The organism is Stomatobaculum sp., assembly GCF_057248925.1.
Genome location: NZ_DBHIHF010000033.1, coordinates 460 through 21,374, shown reverse-complemented (window position 1 = coordinate 21,374; position 20,915 = coordinate 460). Strand labels below are relative to the sequence as shown.

Genomic DNA, 20,915 nt, shown 5'->3' with positions numbered 1-20,915 from the left:
CCTCTTCGGCGGTGGCGGCGGCGGTGGCCGCGGCGGCAGCGGTCGCAGAGGCATCACCGGCAGCACGACTTCGACCGGCACGGGCAACCGTGTGTACCAGAACGGTGTCGAGGGCAACTGGGTGAACTTTGATGTCGAGAACCACGGTTGGTACTTTGACCTCGGTAACGGCAAGAGAATCAAGGGCACCTGGGCTGACGTGGCGTATACCTACGACGGCCAAACCAAGATTTACAGCTACCACTTCGATGAGAACGGTGTCATGGACAGCGGCTGGTGGAAGAACGACCAGGGAACCTGGTTCCACCTCTCCACGATTCATGATGGCTGGTTCGGCTCGATGGACAAGGGCTGGTATCACGACAGCGCAGACGGCAGATGGTATTATCTGAACCTGCTGACCGGCGCTATGATGACCGGCTGGCAGCAGATTGACGGAACCTGGTACTACCTGAATCCGGTGACACCGGCACCGACCTGGGACTGGGATGCTTCTCAGAACCGCTGGGTGTACGGAAATCGTCCGGGCAGACCGTACGGTTCCATGTATGCGAACGAAGTGACGCCGGACGGCTACCATGTGGATGCTTCCGGTGCATGGATTCGCGAGACGCCGTAAGGCTCATATCGGCAGAAACGAGACTCCCCTAATTCTCGTACATGCGGGCGGGGCGGTGAAGACTTTTCGTCTTCACCCCGCCTTTTTTGTTCGTGGTCAGAAACACGGGCGCGCCAACGGCGACGTCGCGGAGCATTTCGCCGGAATTGCCGCCTTTCTTGACAGCCTTACTTCAACTCGCTACGATATTGTGAGATAAGGGAGGGACGTATGAAGGTTTTGTTGCCAATATTGAAGAAGTACAGGAGAGAGGCAGTGCTTGCGCCTCTCTTTAAGCTTGTCGAGGCGCTGCTCGAGCTGATTGTGCCGCTCATCATGGCACGGATCATTGACCGCGGCATTGCGATGGGAGATCGCGGCTATGTGTTACAGCAGTCGGCGTTGCTCCTGCTGCTCGGCGCGGCGGGACTCGGGTTCTCGATTACCGCGCAGTATTTTGCGGCAAAGGCGGCAATGCGGCTTGGCGGTGAACTCAGGCACCGGTTATTTACCAAGGTGCAGGAACTCAGCTTTTCTCAGCTGGATCTTTTCGGTGCGGACACCTTGATCACGCGGATGACGAGCGATGTAAACCAAGTGCAGTCCGGCGTCAACATGGTGTTGCGGCTGTTTCTCCGTTCGCCCTTCATTGTCTTTGGGGCCATGATAATGGCATTTACGATTGACGTGCCGTCGGCGCTGATTTTTGCGGTCGCAATTCCGGTGATCGGTGCGGTTGTCTTCTGGATTCTGCTGACCACCCTGCCGCTCTATAAAAAGGTGCAGGGGCGCTTGGATCAGATCATGACGAGCACGCGCGAAAATCTGACCGGTGTCCGCGTGATCCGGGCTTTTCGCCAGGAGGAGAATGAGAAACGGCGCTATGCAGAGCGGAATGCGGCCCTGTTTGCGGAGCAGATCCGTGTGGGGCGCATCTCAGGTCTCATGAATCCGCTGACCTATGTGCTCATTAACCTCGCGATTGTCGCACTGATTCAGACAGACGCCGTGCGCGTAAATGCAGGCATTCTCGCGACCGGTCAGGTGGTTGCGCTGCTGAATTATATGTCGCAGATCCTGGTGGAGCTTATCAAGCTCGCCAATCTGATTATTCAGGTGACGCGCGCCATGGCCTGCAGTGACCGCGTTGCTGCGGTGCTGGAAGTGCAGTGCGATATGCAAGACGGCAGCGAGGACACTGCGAAAGTGTTTGCGGGCGAGGCGGCAGATGCGGACGGCCGGAAGAAGGCGGTCGAATTCCGGGATGTCTCGCTCCGCTATGACGCAGAGAGCGGCGAGGCGCTCTCGCACATCAGCTTTACGGCCTATGCGGGCGATACCATCGGCATCATCGGCGGCACGGGCAGCGGCAAGTCCTCGCTCGTGAATCTGATTCCGCGTTTTTATGATGTGACGGCGGGCGAGGTGGCGGTCTTTGGCGAGGATGTGCGGAAACTGACGCTCGAAAGTCTCCGCGCGGCGGTCGGCATGGTCTTACAGAAGGCCGAGCTCTTTCAGGGCAGCATTGCCGACAATCTCCGCTGGGGCAAAGAGGATGCCGACAGCGCGGCGTTCTGGGAGGCACTGACAGTCGCGCAGGCGAAGGAATATGTCGAGACCAAGCCCGGACAGCTCGACTTCCGTCTGGAGCAGAATGCCCGGAATCTGTCGGGCGGTCAGAAGCAGCGCCTCACGATTGCGCGCGCGCTGATGAAGAAACCGGAGATTCTGATTCTGGACGACAGCGCTTCGGCACTCGACTTTGCGACCGACGCGGCACTTCGCACCGCAATCCGCGAGAGCGCAAAGGACATCACCTGCTTCATTGTGTCGCAGCGCGCGGCTTCGGTGCAGTATGCGGACCGGATTCTGGTGCTTGACAACGGGCAGCTGGTCGGCAGCGGCACACATGATGAGCTTCTCCGGGACAACCGGGTCTATCAGGAGATTTACTACTCCCAGTTCCCGAAGGAGGCGTGAGATGGAACAGAAGAAGAAAAATGATTTCCAGTGGCGCACCGTCAAAAAGGTGCTCCGTTATATCGGCCGCTTCCGGCTGTACCTGATCGCGTCGTTACTGTTTGCTTTCCTTACGGTTGTCCTGACCCTGCTCGCACCGCGTTTGACCGGTGCGGTTGTGGACCACATGATCGGCGCGGGACGGGTGGATTTCCCCGGCGTGCGGCGCATCATGCTGCAGCTTATCCTCGCGGCGGCGGGTGTGGGGATATTCCAGTGGTGCATGAATCTCTGCAACAACCACCTGGCCTATGCGGTCGTGCAGGCACTTCGAAACGATGCTTTCCGGAAGATTGAGCGTCTGCCGTTAAGTTACCTCGACGCGCACCCGGTCGGCGAGATCGAGAGCCGTGTGATTGCGGATGCCGACCAGTTTTCGGACGGCCTTTTGATGGGCTTTACCCAGCTCTTTACGGGTGTCCTCACGATACTCGGGACGCTCCTCTTCATGCTCTCGGTCAATGTCTGGATTACGCTCGCGGTCGTGTTGATCACACCGCTCAGCTTTCTGCTCGCGGGTTATATCTCAAAGCACAGCTATCTTTTGTTCCGCGCGCAGTCGACGCTTCGCGGCGAGCAGACCGGCATGATCAACGAGATGGTCGAGGGACAGCGCGTCGTCAAGGCCTTTCACCGCGAGCGTGCCGTGATTTCGGATTTCGATGCGCTCAATGAAAAGCTGACCGAGACTTCGCTGAAAGCGACTTTCTTCTCTTCGCTGACCAACCCGACGACGCGCTTTGTGAATGCGCTGGTCTATATGATTGTCGGTGCGGTCGGTGCTCTCTCGGTGATCGGCGGGCATCTGACGGTCGGTGAGCTCACGGCTTTTCTCAGCTACGCGAGCCAGTACGCAAAGCCGTTCAATGAGATTTCGGGCGTTCTGACCGAGCTTCAGAACGCGATTGCCTGCGCGGCAAGGCTTTTTGAGTTCATCGAGGAGGCGGAGGAGGTACCCGACGCGGCGGATGCCAAGGTGATAGAGCGCTTCGACGGTGCGGTCGGGTTTGACAAGGTAGACTTTTCCTATGTGCCGGAGCAGCATCTCATTGAGAACTTTGACTTTGCGGTGAAACCGGGGCAGAAGATTGCGATTGTCGGGCCGACCGGCTGCGGCAAGACGACGCTCATCAATCTCCTGATGCGCTTTTACGATGTGACGGGCGGCAGCATCACCCTCGACGGCACGGATCTCCGCGACCTGACGCGCGCCTCGCTTCGCGGCGGCTTCGGCATGGTCTTACAGGAGACCTGGTTAAAGAGCGGTACGATACGCGAGAATATCACGATGGGCAATCCCGGCATTTCCGAGGAACGTATGCGCGAAGTTGCGCGCACCTGCCACATTGCGAATTTCATCGAAAAGCTGCCGCAGGGCTATGATACGGTGATTGCCGAGAACGGCGAGGGCTTCTCGCAGGGACAAAAACAGCTGCTCTGCATTGCCCGCGTCATGATGAGCAATCCGTCGATGCTGATTCTCGACGAGGCGACTTCTTCGATCGACACGCGGACAGAGCTCAAAATTCAGGAGGCGTTCAATCAACTCATGGAGGGGCGCACGAGCTTTATTGTCGCGCACCGTCTCTCGACGATACGGAACGCCGATGTGATTCTCGTGATGAAGGCCGGACACATCATCGAAAAGGGCAACCACGAGGAACTCATGGCGGCGAAGGGCTTCTACTACACACTCTATGAGAGCCAGTTCCTCGGCAAGTCGATTTAGTGGCAAAGAGCGGGCCGCTTTGGTATAATGTGGCTGTTATTGTGAAATTGCGAAATGAGGAGGCAGAACATGAATATTGTTTGCTTGGATCTGGAGGGCGTGCTGGTTCCCGAAATCTGGATTGCGTTTGCCGAAGCTTCGGGCATCCCGGAACTTCGCCGCACGACGCGGGACGAGCCGGACTACGACAAGCTGATGCGCTACCGCATTGACATTCTGAAGGAGCACGGCCTCGGGCTCAAGGAGATTCAGGAGACCATCGCGACGATTGATCCGATGCCGGGCGCAAAGGAGTTCCTCGACGAGCTCCGGAGCTTTACCCAGGTCATGATTCTGAGTGACACGTTCACGCAGTTCGCGTCTCCTCTCATGAAGAAGCTGGGCTTCCCGACGATACTCTGCAACTCGCTCGAGGTCGCGGAGAGCGGTGAGATTACGGGCTTCAAGATGCGCATCGAGAACTCGAAGCTCACGACGGTGCGCGCACTCCAGTCGATCGGCTATGAGACGATTGCGAGCGGTGACAGCTACAACGATCTCGGCATGATTGAGGCGAGCAAGGCGGGCTTCCTGTTCCGGACGACGGAGGAAATCAAGAAGGCTTACCCGCAGTACCCGGCGTTTGAGACCTATGCGGAGCTGCTCGCGGCGATCAAGGCTGCGCAGTGACGAGATGAACAAAGGACAGCTTCCCGAAAGGAGGCTGTCTTTTCGTGTGCGGGAAATGGGAGAGTTTGCATCGCTGTCGCGGCGGGCGGAGAGGAGATTCGTATGACAGAGGCGATTTTTGACAGAGATCCGCGAGAGCTCTGCTTTGCGGCGGAAGTGCTCTCTTCGGCGGAGAGAACGGCGGACGGCGAGACTTGTTTTGCGGTGATTCTGGACCGGACGGCCTTTTTCCCGGAACAGGGCGGGCAGAAGGCGGACCGTGGCACACTCGGCGGGGCGGAGGTTCTGGATGTCACGATACAGGACGGCGTCATCACCCATCTGGTCGACGCGCCGCTTGCGGTCGGAAGCACGGTCACGGGGACGGTCGACTGGGCACGTCGCTTTGACTTTATGCAACAGCACACGGGCGAACACATGTTGTCGGGGCTTGCGCACCGCTTTTTCGGCGCGGAAAATGTGGGCTTTCACCTGAGCGAGCGAGAAGTGCAGGTGGACCTCAGTGTTCCGCTCGGCGCGGCGGATCTTACGAAGCTTGAGCGCGCGGTCAATGAGGCCATTTTCCGGGACATCCCGGTGCGCGCCTTTTATCCGGACGCGGCGGCGCTTGCGGCGATTTCCTACCGGCAGAAAAAGGAACTGACGGGCGCAATCCGCCTTGTCGAAATCGGGGATGTGGACACCTGCGCCTGCTGCGCGCCCCATGTTGCGCGGAGTTCGGAGGTGGGGCTCTTAAAGATTCTGAGCGCGATGAACTATAAGGGCGGCACCAGACTGTATCTCGCCTGCGGGATGCGGGCGCTCACGGCGTTTGCGGCCTGCCTCGACGAGGCAAAAGAGATTTCGGCGCGACTCTCGGCACCGCTCGGCGAACTGGACAGTGCGGTCGCGAAGGTGCAGGAGAAGAGCGCTGCCGCCGAGAGCCGGGCAGCTTCGATTGCGGTCGAACTGATTCTTGCAAAGGCAGAGACAGCGGCGCAGAGAGGCGAGCAGGCACCCTGTCTCCTTCTGCCGCCGCTCCCGGAGAGCGCGCTTCAGCGCGCGCTAAAGCCGCTCAGAGAGCGCTTTGCCGGTATCATCGGGCTTTTCTCCGGCGCGGAGGAGACAGGCTATACCTTTCTTCTGTCCGGCGACAGGGTTGACTGGAAGCCTTTTCTCGCCGAACTCCGCGCGCGCGGCGGCAAGGGCGGCGGCGGAAAAGATCGCATTCAGGGTCGTATCTTTTGTAAACCGACAGAAATACCCGCTCTTTTTCATAATTTTGTAAAAAGTGAGAAGTAAGATTGTGATAAAATTACAAGAGAAATGAAATAGAACTGAGAGCAGAGACGGCATCTCAGGGGGAGGGGGATTTCGTTTTGATGCAGGAAAAAATCAAAAAAAGGCTCTGTTGTCTCATCGCGGCACTGCTGCTCGTCAGCGGCATTTTCGGTGCGGAGACAGCTTATGCGGCGACCGAGCCGCAGATTGCCTCAGAGGGCGCGGCACTCTACAATGCGACGACGGGACAGTTTTTGTATGAAAAGAACGCAAATCAGCAGTTCTATCCGGCCTCAATCACCAAGTTTATGACGGCACTTCTGGTGCTCGAGAACAGTTCGCAGGATGACGTGGTTGTGTTCTCCGACAGCGCGACCGGAAATCTGGAGTCGGGCGCGGTGAATCTGGAGCTCACGACGGGCGATCGCGTCAAGGTGCGGGACTGTCTCTACGGGCTCATGCTGAAATCCGCAAACGAGGTCGCGAACGGACTTGCCGAGCATGTCTCGGGTTCGGTCTCCGCATTTGCGCAGAAGATGAACCGAAGAGCCAGACAGCTCGGTTGCACCAATACGAATTTCGTGAATCCGAACGGTCTGAACAATGCAAATCATGTCACGACACCGCACGACATGGCGCTGATCGCGAAGGCCTGTTTTGACCGCGCCGATTTCCGCGCACTGGATCAGACGACTTCGTACCATTTTCCGGCGACCAAAAAGCGGCCGAACGGCACGGACATCACCATGGGGCACCGTATGATTGCGCCGGGCGGTTCGGACTACTATCCGGGCATTCTCGGCGGCAAGACGGGCTATACGAGCGCGGCGGGCAATACGCTCGTGACCTGCGCGGAGCGAAACGGCGTGCGCCTCATTGCCGTGGTCATGAAGAGCAAGCGGACGCAGTACGCGGACACAAGAGCGCTGCTCGACTACGGGTTCCGGGTTGCGGGAGAGTCCGGCGGAAAAAAACAGGAAGCCGTGGGTGGGGAAACGGCACAGGAGACAAGCGGCAGAGTACAGGCGCTCACGGCAAACAGTCAGGCACAAAGTCAGCAGGGAAATCTGCCGGCAAATCAAAATCAGGCGGTAAGCAGGCAAACGGTACAGCCGGCGGAAAGTCAGGTAAATCCGGCAAGCGGACAGGCAGCAAATCCGGCGGCAAATCAAAATCAGGCAGTCAGCGGACCGGGGGCAAAGCTTCCAAGTCAGGCGGGGTGGCTCCAAAGAAACGGTGTGTGGGCGTACAGAGAAGCAAACGGTGAGCTTGTGAAGAATGCCCGCCGGGAGATTAACGGTGCGCAGTACTGGTTTGACGCGGACGGCAATATGAAGGAGGGCTGGCAGCAGGATAACACGGGTGCCTGGTACTACCTGACACCGGGGCAGGGCGCACTGCAGCAAAACTGCTGGCTACAGTATCGGAATCAGTGGTATTATCTTGGAAGTGACGGCAAAATGTTGACAGACAGCCGCACACCGGACGGATACCGCGTCAACAGGGAAGGGGTTTGGATTGGATAAGAAGAAGCTTTTCTTCTCGTTCGGTTTGGCGGCGGCCGGCATTGCGGCGGCCGCCCTTTTTGAATCTGAACGGGAGCGCCGGAGCCTCATTGTGCGCCGCTATGAACTGCGGAGCCCGAAAATCGAAAGACCGCGCCGCATTGTATACCTCTCGGACTTTCACGAGCGCCGTCTCGGCGACATTGCGGTGCGGCTCCTGAAAGAAACGGCGCTGCTTCGGCCGGACTACATCTTCCTCGGCGGAGATATGGTGACGGCAAAGCACGGCGCTTCGATTCAGGCGACTCTCGCACTGACAGAGCGGCTCGCGGAAATCGCGCCGGTCTACTACGGCGAGGGAAACCACGAGGCGCGGCTGGACCGCGACCGCGGGCGCTATTTGCAGCTGTTCGATGACTTGCAGGCGGGGCTCAGTCGGCAGGGCGTACACTATCTCTCGGATGAGACCGTGCTGCTCGGCGATGATCTTGCGCTCTCGGGGCTTCATATCACCGAGAATTTTTACCGTAGAGCGCCGCACGATGAGATGCGCGCGGACTATGTGCGGTCTCATCTCGGCGCAGCAAACGCAGCGCGCTTTCAGCTTCTCTTTGCGCACAGCCCGGCTTTTTTTGACGCCTATGCGCGCTGGGGCGCGGATCTCACGTTCGCGGGGCACTGGCACGGCGGCACGGTGCGGCTCCCGGGGAACATAGGTCTCATGACGCCGCAGTTTGAATTTTTTCGCCGCCCGGCGAGCGGGCTTTTCTGCCGGGGAGAGCACGCGATGCTCCTAAGCCCGGGCATCGGCACGCACAGCATTAACCTCCGCTTGATGAATTTGCCGGAGCTCATGGTGCTGGAGCTTCGAAAGGGGAGAGAACATGGCAGATGAGGCGCTCTCGCTGCGGCTTGAAAAGTTTGAGGGGCCGCTCGATCTGCTCTTAAAGCTGATCGAGAAGAATAAAATCAATATCTACGACATTCCGATCGCCGAGATTACGGAGCAGTATATGGCGTATCTCTCCGGCATGGAGAGAGAGGATCTCGATCAGCTCTCGGAGTTCCTTCTGATGGCGGCGACCCTGCTCGACATCAAGGCGCGCATGCTCCTGCCGCGCGAGGTGGATCAGGAGACCGGCGAAGAGATGGACCCGAGAGCGGAACTTGTGAGCCGCCTTCTGGAGCACAAAAAGTACAAGCTGATGGCGGAGGAACTCGCCGACCGCGAATTCGACGCCTACAAGGTCTTTTTCCGCGAACCCGCGCTGCCGAAAGAGGTTGCGGAGTGGACGCAACCTGTGGATCTCGACGAGCTCTTTCAGGATGTGACGCTCACGCGACTTCAGTTTGTGTTTCAGGAGGTCATGCGCCAGCGCGAAGACAGGATCGATCCGGAGCGGAGTCGCTTCGGGACCATCAAGCGCGAGCCCATCAGTCTGAAGATGCAGATTGAAGCGGTCATGAGTTATGCGCGCGCGCACGAGAGCTTTTCGTTTCGGGACTTACTCGAAAAGCGGCGCAGCAAGCTGCTCCTTGTGGTCACATTTCTCGCGGTGCTTGAGCTCATGAAGGCAGGAATTCTGACCGCTTCACAGGAGAGTCCGGCGCTCGATATTTACCTCGAGGTCTCGGCGGAAGAATTGGAGAACAGGCACGACTTTTCGGAGCTTTTTGACGGCTGAGCTTGCGCGCGGCTTCCGGGGCGTGGTATGCTCTCTTTGTATCGATAAATGTACAAGGCCTCGGAGAGGCCGGAGGTGGATATGGAATTTCGGCATGTATTGGTGGCGGGCGGCGGCGTGCTCGGCGCGCAGATTGCGTTTCAGACGGCGTTTAAGGGCTTTCCGGTGACGATATGGCTTCGGAGCGAGGGCTCGATCGGCAGAACGGAGCCGAAGCTTGCGCGTCTTTACAATGTGTACCGCGCGGAACTCGCGCGGGTCGGCGAGGCGATGCTCGCGGGCAAACCGCTTGATTTGCCGCGTGGTTTCGGCGACGCGGCGGCGGTCAAGAGCGCGGAGGATCTCGCGAGGCTCGAGAAGGCCGTTGAGGCAGCGAAACAGAATATTCGGCTCTCGCTGGATCTTGAAGAGAGTGTCCGCGAGGCGGACTTTATCATCGAGAGCATGGCGGAGGACAGGGAGGCCAAGCGGGAATTTTATGCGAAACTTGCGCCCTTCCTCGACGAGAAGACAATCGTCGCGACGAATTCCTCGACGATGATTCCGAGCATGTTCTCGGATTTGCTGCCCTATCCGGAAAATTATCTCGCACTTCACTTTGCAAACAATATCTGGCGCAGCAACACGGCGGAGATTATGGGACACAGCGGCACTTCGGAGGCGGTCTTTGGCCGCGTCGTCGAATTTGCCAAGGAAATCGGCATGATTCCGCTGGAACTCAAAAAGGAGCAGCCGGGCTATATTCTGAACTCGATGCTCGTGCCTTTCTTAAGTGCCGCGGAGGCGCTCTGGGCCAATGAGGTCGCCGACCCGGAGACCATCGATAAGACCTGGACGCTCGGCACGGGTTCGCCCTACGGCCCCTTCCGGATTCTCGACATTGTGGGGCTTCAGACGGCGTACAATATTGTCTCGATGAATCCGGAGGCGAAAAATCCGGAGAGCACGGCCGGCAAGATTGCGGCGGGTCTCAAGGCGAAAATCGACGCGGGCAAGACCGGCGTCAACGCGGGCGAGGGCTTTTACCGCTACGAAAAATAAGAGGCAGAACAAACGGTTCCGTGCTATACTGGTACGGACAAGAGTTCTTTAACAGATTTCAGAAGTGGAGGAACCAATATGTTGACACATCTTTCTATTGAGAAGGTAATCGGAAGAGAAATCATTGACTCCCGCGGCAATCCGACGGTTGAAGCGGAGGTCACGCTTTCCGACGGTTCGGTCGGCAGAGGCACCGCACCGAGCGGCGCTTCGACCGGTGAGTTCGAGGCGATTGAGCTTCGCGACGGCGACAAGTCCCGCTTCGGCGGCAAGGGCGTTAAAAAGGCTGTCGAGAACATCAACACCGTGATCAATGACGTGCTGCACGGTCTGGATCCGCAGAATGTCTACGCGGTCGATGCCGCTATGCTTGCGGCGGACGGCACCGAGAACAAGTCGAAGCTCGGCGCAAACGCGATTCTCGCGGTTTCGATTGCTTCGGCAAAGGCAGCGGCCGAGTCACTCGGCATTCCGCTGTACCGCTTCCTCGGCGGCGCAAACGGCAATAACCTGCCGGTGCCGATGATGAACATCTTAAACGGCGGCGCACATGCGACGAACTCCGTGGACACCCAGGAGTTCATGATTATGCCGGTCGGCGCGCCGAGCTTCTCCGAGGGTCTCCGCTGGTGCACCGAGGTGTTCCACAGCCTCCAGAAGATTCTGAAGAGCGAGGGCAATACGACGGCTGTCGGCGACGAGGGCGGTTTTGCGCCGAACTTAAAGGACGACGAGGACACGATTGAGCACATTCTCGCGGCAGTCCGCGACGCAGGCTACGAGCCGGGCAAGGACTTTGTGCTCGCGATGGATGCGGCTTCCTCCGAGTGGAAGAGCGACAAGGGCATCGGCTTCTATCATCAGCCGAAGTCCGGCAAGGACTTCACCTCGAAGGAGCTCATTGCGCACTGGAAGAGCCTCATTGAGAAGTATCCGATCTGGTCCATCGAGGACGGCCTCGACGAAGAAGACTGGGAGGGCTGGAAAGAGATGACGAAGGAGCTCGGCGACAAGGTTCAGCTGGTCGGCGACGATCTCTTTGTTACGAACACGAAGCGCCTTAAGAAGGGCATTGAGCTTGGCTGCGGCAACTCGATTCTGATTAAGCTCAATCAGATCGGTTCGGTCTCCGAGACCCTCGAGGCAATCAAGATGGCGCACAAGGCGGGCTACACGGCGATTACATCCCACCGCTCCGGTGAGACCGAGGATACGACGATTGCCGATCTCGCGGTCGCGCTGAATACGCGTCAGATTAAGACCGGTGCGCCGAGCCGTTCCGAGCGTGTCGCGAAGTACAACCAGCTGCTCCGCATCGAGTCGGATCTCGGTGTCGCGGCGGAGTATCCGGGCAAGAACGCGTTCAACCGTTAATCACACGAAAAAAATAAAGGCAGGGTGCCGGAGAGAAATTTCCGGATAATCGGGAAGCAGCAGAATCTGCGCGAACTCGTCACCGTATGCGGGGAGTCCGTCTGTCACTGCGAGAGCGGGAAGGCAGACAAGGGGCCGTGAGCCGCGAGCCGGGAGACCGGCCCTGTCTTTTAAGTACCTTCCTGAGCACGAGTGCCTGTCCGGGAACGCAGAGAAGAGGCGGGTCGCCTCTTCTTTGTGTGACAAAGAGAGGCTCTCTGCGAAGATGAGTCTCTCTTTGCGCTTTATTTGGAATTTTGGCGCGGATATGTTACAATGAAACGGCATCATTTCATGCAAAGGGAGGAAATTGAAATGAAGAAAGTTAAAGTTGGAGCAGTTTTAGTGGCAGCAGCGCTCGCGGCAGTTCTGGCGACCGGCTGCAGCAGCAAGAAGGACGAGAGCAAGGCAGCTTCCGGCGCTATGGAGTCCGCTTCCAGTATGGTGGAGAGCGCAAATGCGGCAGCTTCCAGCGGTGTCGAAGAGGCAAACAAGGCAGCTTCCAGCGCGGTTGACGAGGCGAACAAAGTAGCTTCCGACGCGGCAAAGGCAGGCTCCGATGCAGCTTCCGCAGCGGCGGAGGGCGCAAACAAGGCGGCTTCCGATGCGGCAAAGGCAGGCTCCGAGGCAGCAAAGGCCGGCGAGAAGGCTGCGGGCGCAGCGGCGGAGAAGGCCGGTGAGGTAGCCGACAAGGCGGGCAAAGCGGCAGAGAAGGCAGGCGAGGCAGCGGGTAAAGCTGCTGCGGGTGCTGATAAGGCCGGCGAGACCACGGTTTCCGAGTCCAGATAAGATACTGTTTGCTGAAATGCCAGAGGCTCTCCGCGAGGATGAGCCTCTTTTTATGCGGACAGAGACGGTTCCGAGGAATGGGATAATAGACAGAAGGGTAAGGCTATGAAGAAGAAATACGGAGTAGCGGTGGCAATGGCGGCGCTCGCAGCCGTTCTCGCAGCGGGTTGCGGCGCAAAGAAGGCGGAGAGCGCGGCTTCGTCTGCCGAGAGCACGGCGGCAGCGATGTCTTCGGCAGGCGAGAGCGCAGCATCCGATGCGGCATCGAAGGGCGAGAGTGTGGCGTCCGAGGCAGCGTCGAAGGGTGAGAGCGCGGCGAGCGAAGGCGAAAAGAAGCTTGCGGACTTCAAGGCAGAGGATTTCAAGGCGGGTGGCGATATCACGGCACAGGCCGAGGCAGCGGCGCAGATGCTCGCGGAGAAGCACGAGAAGCTGACGGTTGCCGACGGAACCTATCAGGTCAACGTGATGCTTTCCGGCGGCAGCGGCAGGGCAAAGATTGCGAGCCCGACCGAGCTCACGGTGAAGGACGGCAGAGCGACCGCCAAAATCGTCTGGAGCAGCGACAAGTACGACTACATGGAAGTCGAGGGCATTCGCTTTACGCCGGAGATTCAGAACGGCCACTCGGTCTTTATGGTTCCAGTCACGGAGCTCGCTAAGCCGCTTGCGATGGTCGGCGACACGACGGCGATGAGCACGCCGCATGCAATCGACTATCAGCTCACATTCGAACTGCAGAAGTAAGGACTTCGGGCAAACAGCGCATTCATAAAGGAGCGGAGAGATGAGAAAGACAAAGCTTGCATTGTTGGCATTGACGGCGGCCCTGGCGGTCACAGCCTGCGGCGGCAAAAAGGAAGAAAAGAAGCCGGAGACCGTGAGCGCGGCGGAGACACAGGCAACGGAGGCGACGACGCTTGCCCCCGCGACCGATGAAGAGAAGGCTAAGGCAGCCGAGGTTGGCAAGAAGATTGATGCAATCTATGTCCAGAACTGGAGCGAGGACACGGAGAAGCTCTGCAAAGAGGCAAAGGAGGCTTGGGACGCTTTGAGTGACAGCGCAAAGGCAGAGGTGAAGGGCGAGCACGCGTCACCGGAGTATTTCGGTCTGGACACCGGCGATGTGACAAAGGACAATCCCTTAAACCAGGATGAGATCGGTGAGAAGGAGATTCTGGTGGTGAGCTTCGGCACGTCCTATAACGACAGCCGCGCGAAGGATATCGGCGGCATCGAGTCCTATCTCGCGAAGCAGTTCCCGGACTACAGCGTGCGCCGCGCCTTTACGTCTCAGATTATCATGAACCACATCCTCGCGCGGGACGGCGAGAAGATTGACAATGTGGAGCAGGCGCTGGAGCGCGCCAAGAAGAACGGCGTCAAAGAGCTCATTGTCCAGCCGACTCATCTCATGCAGGGCAAGGAGTACGATGAGTTAAAGGAGACGCTCGACAAACACAAGGCGGATTTTGCAAAAGTCGCGCTCGCAGAGCCGTTGCTCGGCGAAGTGGGCAAGGACGCGGAGGAGGTCAATGCCGACAAGGAGCAGGTCGCGACCTTGCTTGTCCAGGCAGCTGTGACCGACGGCGGTTTTGATTCTGTCCAGAAGGCAGGACAGGACGGCGCGGCCTTTGTCTTCCTGGGACACGGTACCTCCCACACCGCGGCAATCACCTATTCCGAGATGCAGACCGCAATGCGGAAGCTCGGCTACAACAATGTGTTCATCGGCACCGTCGAGGGCGAGCCGGCGGAGACTGCGGTCGATGCTGTAATCGGAGCGGTCAAGAAGGCGGGCTTTAAGAAGGTCACGCTTCGTCCGATGATGGTTGTCGCAGGCGATCACGCGCACAACGATATGGCGGGCGCGGAGGACGATTCCTGGGTGCAGAAGTTTGTCGCGTCGAAGAACTTTGACCGCGTCGAGACCCAGATTCTCGGCCTGGGCGGCATTGCCGACATTGAGAAAATTTATGCGGCGCACACCCAGGCAGCGATCGATCAGGCCGAGGGCAAGACGGCAGAGAGTAGCGCAGCCGAGACGACGGCTGCCGAGAGCAAGGCAAACTAAAGACTGACAGGGAGAGAAGATGAAGAGAAACAGCAGGATGCGAGGCATAAGCGGATTGCTTGCGCTGGCACTCGGGCTCAGCTTACTCATAAGCGGCTGTGGAGCGAAGGCGCCCGAGAGCGGCGCTGCGGGCAGCGCGGCGGCGAAGGAAGGGACGACGGCGGTGACAGCGGAGAGTCAGGTCACGGCGACCGCCGCATTGCCGGACGGCGTCTATACGGCGCGCTTTGAGACCGACAGCTCGATGTTTCATGTGAGCGAGGCGATGCACGACCGCGGGACGCTGACCGTAAAGGACGGGAAGATGACCCTCCATGTGTCACTCCAGTCAAAGCGCATCCTGAATCTTTTCCCCGGGCGCGCCGAGGATGCCAAAAAGGACGGCGCCGCGCTCCTGCAGCCCACGACTGATACGGTCAAATTTGAGGACGGGAGTACGCAGGAGGTCTACGGGTTCGATATCCCCGTCCCGGCGCTTGACACGGAATTCCCGCTCGCCCTTGTCGGCACCAAGGGGGTCTGGTATGACCATCAGGTCAAAGTCACAGAAGTCAAAGCAGAAGAGGTAAGTCAGGCGGCAGCTCCGGAGATTCCGGGGCTGCGCTTTGTTAAACGGATGGATCTTCGCTACGCAAAGACCTTTGACATTTACTTCTATGAGAAGAATTTTGCGCTGATCGATGTGCACGGCGCGGCGCGCTATCTGGTGATTCCGGAAGGAGAGACAGCGCCGAAAGAGCTGTCGGGCGATGTGGTGCGCTTACAGCAGCCGCTGAATCGCATCTACCTCGCGGCGACGGCGGTGATGAGTCTCTTTGAGGTAAACGGTGCGCTCGGCGATGTCCGCTTTACCGGCACGAGGGCGGAGGGCTGGCACATTGACGCGCCGAAGCAGGCGCTTTCGAGCGGTGCCATGCGCTTTGCGGGAAAGTACAGCGCGCCGGACTACGAGCTCCTCACGTCGGAGGGCTGCGACCTCGCCGTCGAGTCGCTGATGATACTGCACGCGCCCGAGGTGAAGGAGATGTTCGAGCGGCTCGGGATTCCGGTCTTTGTCGACTACTCGAGCAACGAGAGCCACCCGCTCGGGCGCACCGAGTGGGTGCGGCTCTACGGTGTGCTGACGAATCATCAGGCGGAGGCCGAACGGTTTTTTGACGCGCAGTGCAAAAAAATGGACTCGTTGCGGAATGTCGCGGACAGCGGGAAACAGGTTGTATTTTTTGCGATGAACCGCGACGGGAGTTTTGTCGTTCGGCGGCGCACGGACTATGTGCCGAAGATGATACAGCTCGCGGGCGGACACTATGTCGGCATCGGCGCGGATGAGGCCGGCAGGAGTTCGGTGCAGCGCGTGTCGCGCGAGGCGTTTTTCGAGGCGGCGCGCGATGCCGACGTACTGATTTACAATGCGACCGTGGAGGCACCGCTCAAAGATCTCGCGGAGCTCAAGGCAAAGGATGAGCTCTTCGCCGATTTCAAGGCCGTACAGGCGGGGGAGGTCTATCAGCTCGGCGGCGACATGTACCAGTCGGCGGATGCGGTCGCAGGTCTGACGCTCGACTTTTACCGTGTGCTGCACGGCGAGACCGGGAGCACGCTGCAGTATCTGAGGAAGCTCTCATGAGGGCGGGGAGAGGGCGGAGCGCACTGGTATTTCTGTTCCTTGGCCTTGCGCTGCTTTTGCTGTTCTACTGGAATCTCGCCGCAGGGACAGTGCTCTTTTCGCCGGGAAAGCTGTGGACGCTTTTCAGCACGCCGGGCGGCACAGATCCGGCGGCGAGCATTTTATTCAAGATACGCCTGCCGCGCGCGCTGATGGCCTTGCTGCTCGGTGGGGCGCTTGCGGTTTCTGGCTTTCTCCTGCAGACTTATTTTGCGAACCCGATTGCGGGGCCCTTTGTGCTTGGAGTCTCCTCGGGCGCGCGCCTCGCGGTGGCAGTCTGCATGATGCTTTTTTTCGCGCGAAACCGCGCGACAAGCTCACTTGCGCTGGTGCTCGCGGCCTTTCTCGGCTCGCTTGTCTCGCTCGGTTTTCTGCTCGCGGTCTCAAGCCGGGTGCGTCACATGGCGGCTCTCTTGGTCGCAGGCATCATGATAGGCTATATCTGCTCGGCCGCGACCGATTTTTTGCTTAGTTTTGCGGCGGATTCGGAGATTGTTTCGCTGCACAGCTGGTCCCAGGGCAGCTTTTCCGGCATGAGTCTCGCTGAGGTCAGGACAGCGGCACTGCTCATTGCAGGCTGCGCGGTAGCGCTCCTGTTTCTCGCCAAGCCGCTCGGCGCCGTCCAGCTCGGCGAGAGCTATGCCGAGAGTCTCGGCGTCAATGTCATGCGGCTTCGCACGCTCTTAATTCTCCTCGCAAGCCTGCTCGCCGCGACCGTGACAGCCTTCGCAGGGCCGGTCTCGTTTGTGGGTGTGGCCGCGCCGTTTTTAATCCAGCGCCTGCTCTGCACCAACAAGCCGCAGCTCGTGCTTCCGGCCTCGTTTCTCGGCGGTGCGGTTTTCTGCATGGCCTCGGATTTCATTGCGCGGACAGCCTTTCAGCCGACGGAGCTTGCGCTCAGCACGGTGACCTCCTTTTTCGGCGCGCCGATTGTACTCTGGTTATTGGTGAAACGGCGGGGAAAATGAGACAACGATACCAAAACAGAGACTCGGATGATACGAGGAGGAGAGATGTCGGTCACAAGCTTTTTACATTTGCGCGAAACAGGCGGCGGAGAATTTGCGATTGAAGCGTTCCGCGAGGCGATTGCGAACCAATATCCGGGAACGGATACGGAGCAGAGTCAAAGCAAGTCTTTGGCCTATGATATTGTTTGGAGTAGGTATTCGGATTGCTTACAGTTTGAACTAAGACTCGATCGAACACGCCGCACATTCGCGGTAGAGTATTTTGATTCGAATGACAGAATCCGGGACTACGCAAAATTGATTCTATGGATCAGGCGTTACTTTCCGAAAGAGAAAGAAGTGGTCTTGGTGGATGAAAACAATGAGGAGACAATGCCGCTTTCCCCGGAGGCAGAGATTGCGGAGATTGAAGCGTGGCTCGTGCGCGTCGGCATATAAGCCGATCGAGTAAAATCCGTGATTGTTCCGGGCATTACAATGTCTCTCTGTCATTGAGAAGCAGATGAGAAGGAAAAGGGCAGCTCTTTCAAGCAGAGGGTGTCTTGAGAGTAGGAGGAGCTATGCAAAATAAGCAGGGGGTAAAACTTGCGGCAGAGGGGGTAAAAACGGGCTATGGTTCGCGCGTGGTACTCTCGGAGGTCGCATTTGAACTTCGCCCGGGCGAGGTCATGGCCTTACTCGGGCCGAACGGTGCGGGCAAGTCGACCCTCCTGAAGAGCGCGGCGGGACAGCTTGCCCTGCAGGGCGGCAGCATCTACCTCGACGGAAGGGATTTACAGTCCTTTTCCGGCCGAGAACGGGCGGAAAGTATGGCCCTCCTCTTTACCGAGCGCAGGGAGCCGGAGTTTGCCACCGCGCGGGAAGTGGTAGAAGCAGGGCGCTATCCCTACACGGGACGCTTCGGAACCTTGCGGGAACAGGATCATAAAGCGGTGGCGCGCGCCATGGCCTATGTGCGAACTGAAGAACTTGCGGCGCGTCCCTTTGCGGAGCTCAGCGACGGTCAGCGCCAGCGCGTGTTGCTCGCCAGGGCGCTCGCGCAGGAGCCGCGGCTCATTTTGCTCGACGAGCCGACAGCGTTTCTCGACCTTCGCCACAAGATAGAACTCCTCGGTTTGCTGCGGGAGCTCGCGACCCGGGAGGGACTCGCGGTTCTGGTTTCGCTCCACGAGCCGGACCTCGCGCTGAAGTGTGCCGACCGCGTGCTGCTTGTCGCGGACGGCAAGGTGCTGCCGCCTGCTCCGCCGGAGCAGGCGCTCTCCGAGGAGCATATGCGCTGCATTTACGGGCTGGGTGTCACTTACGACGCGCTCTCCGGCAGTGCGGAATTGCCGCGGCGCACAGAGCACACGCCGCCGGACACGCTGGTACTCGCGGGCGGCGGGAGCGGCATACCGATTTACCGGCGGCTTCGGCGCGAGGGTGTATCCTTTGCAGCCGGGATTTTCAGCACAGCGGATCTGGATTATCCGGTTGCGCTTCGTCTTGCCGCAAAAGTCTTTGAGACCGCGCCCTACGAACCTGTCTCGGAATCGTGTCTGCAAGCGGCAAAGGCCTACCTCTCGCAGGTAAGTCGGGTCATCTGGGCGGAGCCGCCGCTCGGGAGCGGCAATGCGGCCCTGCTTGCATTGCGGGAGATTGCGGAAACAAAGGGCATTTTAGAGCAGAAATAAAACGAGGTTGGCATATCGTTTCGCCCGAATCGCGGAGAGTCGAGCTGTGTTCACAGGGGAAAGTCTGCGTGCATTGCGGGCACGGGCGAGAGAAAGGGAAGTTTGGAACCGGAAAATACGGATGAATGCGGAAACATGCGCTGCATGCGGGCGTGCGGAAGAACTGTCGAAAGCAAACGCAAAAGAACTGCCGCGATTGGGCCTGCAGGGACGATCGCAAGCGTACATCCGCGGAAATGACAGACGGTCGGAAGGAAAAGGGGATATGAACATTCAGATTTTCGGGGGCGGCAAGAATTTTGACGTGAAAAAGGCGGAGCGCTATTTTAAGGAGCGCCGCATCTCGGTACAGCGCGTGGATCTCTTTGAGAAGGGACTCAGCAAGGGGGAACTCCGCGCGGTGTGTCGGGCGCTCGGCAGCGCGGAAGCTCTGGTCGACACCGGCGCGAAGGCAAAGGAGACTGTAATCTGGTTTCAGCACACAGCGGAAGAGGACAGGGAGGCATTTTTGCTGGAGCACCCCGAGATTATGCGTCAGCCCATCGTGCGAAACGGCGCGCAGGCGACGGTCGGCTATCAGCCCGAGGTCTGGAAGAACTGGGCGTGAGGCGGTTCCGGGTTTAACCGAGCCAGCTCCAGTTCTCCTCGCGGGGCAGGGTGAGGGTCAGCATCACGACTTCGCCCGCACTGTTTTGTGAGAGATCCTCCGGGAGAGAGCGGAGCGGGAGCGGATTGCCCTCCTCGAGTTCCTGGAGGATACATCGGATGCCCTCCGCGCGCGCGTCATCAATCGCGTCGGCGCGGTCTCTGCCCTCGCCGTAGCAGCCCGGAAAGTCCGGGAAAGCGGCCCGAAAGCGACCGTCACGTTCGGTGAGAATAATCGGGTAATCAAATGCCATGGAGGTATCCTTTCCGGAGACTGAAACAAGAGTCGCTTCATTATAGCATGAAACGACAGGAAAACAGCGGCAAATCCCTGCCCCGCGATTCGCTGTAGGAATGATTTCAGACTGTCCTATTTGATCTTGCAATCTAGCCTCATTGATTCGCCGGCTCTTGCCAAAGGGGAGCTCTTTTGATGTAGTTACGAATGGGCAGATACAAGATTCATTACAGTTCGCTGTAGGAATGATTTCAGACTGTCCTACTTGATCTTGCAATCTAGCTTTGCAAAAAAAAATGAAAAAGTGCTTGCATTCTCCGGGACAGCATAGTAGAATAACGAGGTACCAAGCGGGGATGCTGGAATTGGCAGACAGGCTAGACTAAGGATCTAGTGGCCACAAGCCGTGTGGGTTCAAGTCCCATTTCCCGCAGCGTATGAGAGGGCTGTGACGAAAGTCGCAGCCCTCTCTTTTTATGCCCGCGGCGCGGCTTGAATTCATTTCTGTAAACCGTTATAATGAAGATTAAGGTTCAAGAGCAAAAGACAATGGCAGGTAAATGACGGGAGGTTCTATATGAGAAAAGCAGGATTGTTCTGCGTTGCGGCACTGGCGGCACTCAGCATCAGCGCTTGCGGCGGTTCGAAGAAGGAGAGCACGGCGACGGAGACTACGGTGGCGGCTTCTACGGTCGAAGAGGGAACCACGGCGGCGGGCGGCAGCATCATCGCGCCCGAGGCGAGTAAGACCGATCACCAGAACGGCGGTTTCCCGGTGCGACTGGATGCGGACAGCTTCAACGGCAAGACCGTAAAGGCAGAGTTCTTTGTTTTTGACCGCTATGATGTGGCAAAAATCAATGCGCTGAAGGCGGGCGATGTGCTTCAGGTCGCGAATCACAATGTCGCAATCAAGACCATCGATAAGAAGAATGCCGAG

At 58.5% G+C, this 20,915-nt stretch carries 18 protein-coding genes, 1 tRNA gene, 2 pseudogenes and 1 riboswitch; of the genes and pseudogenes, 20 read left to right on the top strand and 1 reads right to left on the bottom strand.

Annotated elements, in window-relative coordinates:
* The 18 genes and pseudogenes from ACO4XG_RS10250 to ACO4XG_RS10165 form a co-directional block, all read left to right on the top strand.
* Positions 1-619 (top strand): annotated as a pseudogene (locus tag ACO4XG_RS10250) (InlB B-repeat-containing protein); the annotation flags it as partial.
* Positions 620-829: 210 nt separating this feature from the next.
* Positions 830-2,578, top strand: coding sequence for an ABC transporter ATP-binding protein (locus tag ACO4XG_RS10245; protein ID WP_308508591.1), 1,749 nt, complete (start codon positions 830-832; stop codon positions 2,576-2,578).
* 1 nt (position 2,579) lies between these two features.
* On the top strand, positions 2,580-4,346 hold the full coding sequence (locus tag ACO4XG_RS10240) for an ABC transporter ATP-binding protein (protein ID WP_308508592.1): 1,767 nt from the start codon (positions 2,580-2,582) through the stop codon (positions 4,344-4,346).
* 69 nt (positions 4,347-4,415) lie between these two features.
* Complete coding sequence (gene thrH, locus ACO4XG_RS10235) at positions 4,416-5,015, top strand: bifunctional phosphoserine phosphatase/homoserine phosphotransferase ThrH (protein ID WP_308508593.1); 600 nt, start codon at positions 4,416-4,418, stop codon at positions 5,013-5,015.
* A gap of 102 nt (positions 5,016-5,117) precedes the next feature.
* Entirely contained in the window at positions 5,118-6,296 is a 1,179-nt protein-coding gene (locus tag ACO4XG_RS10230) for an alanyl-tRNA editing protein (protein ID WP_308508594.1), read from the top strand.
* Between the two features lie 80 nt (positions 6,297-6,376).
* Entirely contained in the window at positions 6,377-7,801 is a 1,425-nt protein-coding gene (locus ACO4XG_RS10225; protein ID WP_308508607.1) for a serine hydrolase, read from the top strand.
* Entirely contained in the window at positions 7,794-8,675 is an 882-nt protein-coding gene (locus tag ACO4XG_RS10220; protein ID WP_308508595.1) for a metallophosphoesterase, read from the top strand. Before ACO4XG_RS10225 ends, ACO4XG_RS10220 begins: the two co-directional genes overlap by 8 nt.
* A complete protein-coding gene (locus tag ACO4XG_RS10215; protein WP_308508596.1) occupies positions 8,665-9,465 on the top strand; it encodes a segregation and condensation protein A in 801 nt (266 codons plus the stop codon). The genes ACO4XG_RS10220 and ACO4XG_RS10215 overlap by 11 nt, the downstream gene beginning before the upstream one ends.
* Before the next feature lie 81 nt (positions 9,466-9,546).
* Complete coding sequence (locus tag ACO4XG_RS10210) at positions 9,547-10,506, top strand: 3-hydroxyacyl-CoA dehydrogenase (RefSeq protein WP_308508608.1); 960 nt, start codon at positions 9,547-9,549, stop codon at positions 10,504-10,506.
* An 81-nt stretch (positions 10,507-10,587) separates the two neighbouring features.
* A complete protein-coding gene (eno, locus tag ACO4XG_RS10205; RefSeq protein ID WP_308508609.1) occupies positions 10,588-11,880 on the top strand; it encodes a phosphopyruvate hydratase in 1,293 nt (430 codons plus the stop codon).
* A gap of 5 nt (positions 11,881-11,885) precedes the next feature.
* A riboswitch (cobalamin riboswitch) is annotated at positions 11,886-12,060 on the top strand.
* A gap of 174 nt (positions 12,061-12,234) precedes the next feature.
* On the top strand, positions 12,235-12,708 hold the full coding sequence (locus tag ACO4XG_RS10200; RefSeq protein WP_308508597.1) for a hypothetical protein: 474 nt from the start codon (positions 12,235-12,237) through the stop codon (positions 12,706-12,708).
* A gap of 105 nt (positions 12,709-12,813) precedes the next feature.
* The gene (locus tag ACO4XG_RS10195; protein WP_308508598.1) at positions 12,814-13,455 is read left to right on the top strand and encodes a hypothetical protein; all 642 of its coding nucleotides are present in this window, start codon (positions 12,814-12,816) and stop codon (positions 13,453-13,455) included.
* 40 nt (positions 13,456-13,495) lie between these two features.
* Entirely contained in the window at positions 13,496-14,782 is a 1,287-nt protein-coding gene (locus tag ACO4XG_RS10190) for a sirohydrochlorin cobaltochelatase (protein ID WP_308508599.1), read from the top strand.
* Between the two features lie 19 nt (positions 14,783-14,801).
* Positions 14,802-16,409, top strand: coding sequence for an ABC transporter substrate-binding protein (locus ACO4XG_RS10185; RefSeq protein ID WP_308508600.1), 1,608 nt, complete (start codon positions 14,802-14,804; stop codon positions 16,407-16,409).
* Complete coding sequence (locus tag ACO4XG_RS10180) at positions 16,406-17,416, top strand: FecCD family ABC transporter permease (protein WP_308508601.1); 1,011 nt, start codon at positions 16,406-16,408, stop codon at positions 17,414-17,416. Before ACO4XG_RS10185 ends, ACO4XG_RS10180 begins: the two co-directional genes overlap by 4 nt.
* A gap of 45 nt (positions 17,417-17,461) precedes the next feature.
* On the top strand, positions 17,462-17,857 hold the full coding sequence (locus tag ACO4XG_RS10175) for a hypothetical protein (protein WP_308508602.1): 396 nt from the start codon (positions 17,462-17,464) through the stop codon (positions 17,855-17,857).
* A 122-nt stretch (positions 17,858-17,979) separates the two neighbouring features.
* Positions 17,980-19,092 carry an ABC transporter ATP-binding protein gene (locus tag ACO4XG_RS10170; RefSeq protein ID WP_308508603.1) on the top strand — a complete coding sequence of 371 codons (1,113 nt, stop codon included), beginning with the start codon at positions 17,980-17,982 and terminating at the stop codon, positions 19,090-19,092.
* A 265-nt stretch (positions 19,093-19,357) separates the two neighbouring features.
* Positions 19,358-19,699, top strand: a complete 342-nt coding sequence (locus ACO4XG_RS10165; protein ID WP_308508604.1) for an arsenate reductase family protein — start codon at positions 19,358-19,360, stop codon at positions 19,697-19,699.
* Positions 19,700-19,712: 13 nt separating this feature from the next.
* On the opposite strand, the gene ACO4XG_RS10160 is transcribed toward ACO4XG_RS10165, so the two are convergent.
* Positions 19,713-19,991, bottom strand: a complete 279-nt coding sequence (locus ACO4XG_RS10160; protein ID WP_308508605.1) for a type II toxin-antitoxin system HicB family antitoxin — start codon at positions 19,989-19,991, stop codon at positions 19,713-19,715.
* A 334-nt stretch (positions 19,992-20,325) separates the two neighbouring features.
* On the opposite strand from ACO4XG_RS10160, the gene ACO4XG_RS10155 reads away from it, so the two are divergent.
* Positions 20,326-20,408: transfer RNA gene (locus ACO4XG_RS10155), tRNA-Leu, on the top strand.
* A 144-nt stretch (positions 20,409-20,552) separates the two neighbouring features.
* Positions 20,553-20,915 (top strand): annotated as a pseudogene (locus tag ACO4XG_RS10150) (hypothetical protein); the annotation flags it as partial.